This is a genomic window from endosymbiont of Riftia pachyptila (vent Ph05) (assembly GCF_000224455.1).
In the GTDB taxonomy this organism is placed as follows: domain Bacteria; phylum Pseudomonadota; class Gammaproteobacteria; order Chromatiales; family Chromatiaceae; genus Endoriftia; species Endoriftia persephonae.
The window spans coordinates 1-749 of record NZ_AFOC01000188.1; the positions used below are offsets into that span (position 1 = coordinate 1).

General features: G+C 45.0%; 1 protein-coding gene. It reads right to left on the bottom strand.

Going from position 1 to position 749, the window contains the following annotated elements; genetic code table 11:
- Window positions 1-77: 77 nt before the first annotated feature.
- The coding region (locus RIFP1SYM_RS17685) for a HEPN domain-containing protein (protein ID WP_240992161.1) at window positions 78-749 on the bottom strand (672 nt) is incomplete at its 5' end.

A 749-nucleotide genomic window follows, 5' to 3' on the forward strand; every position in this document is an offset into this window, starting at 1 on the left:
CCAGCCGTAACCGGCGTATTTATAGTGAGCGCAGCGAACGAAAAATACGTCCGAGTTTACGGCATTGTTAGAGGTTTTTACTCTGGGACAGTTTTTCGTCGCCATGGCTGGCTTTTTGCTCCTGTAGCTGATTTGATGTGCAAGCATATATGATTGTCCGTTTCAACAGCAGTGCGCACAATTTCTTTGGTATAGAGCTTTAAATCAAGAATAGGTATGTATTCGGCATCACGTCCTCGATGCGCAATTTCGCCCCTGATTGATACGATATGATTAACTCGATCCGGGCCGACATGCCAAGCGGATGAAATACCGTCGGTACCGATAAAATGCTTGGCATATAACTCAAGTACATGACTTTTTGGTGTATTAATACTTGATGCTTCTTTTCTAGCGTAGTGGAGTAAGAGTTCTTTCCAACCTTCCCCTGCCAATTCAAGAGGTTTTAGCTCATGTGAGTCAGCTTTAACTTGAGAGCTTAATTTTTTCTGAACAGAAGGTGGTAATTGCGAAGGGGTATCTAACGCTCCAGTTATATGCCGCACAGCTTCCGTAACAATATCTTCAAAGTATACTTCCCACGCAGCACAAAGCATAACCACTCCGCTACGGGTGATATGGCCAAGTGATCGGCGGCCTAAACCACCCGGATTTAGTTTGCTGTGCGCTTCAGCAAGCTTATGGACATCAGAGATGTTCCTATAGAACTTGGTGAGCGACTGTGACGCCATGTACGTCCTTTGTAACCT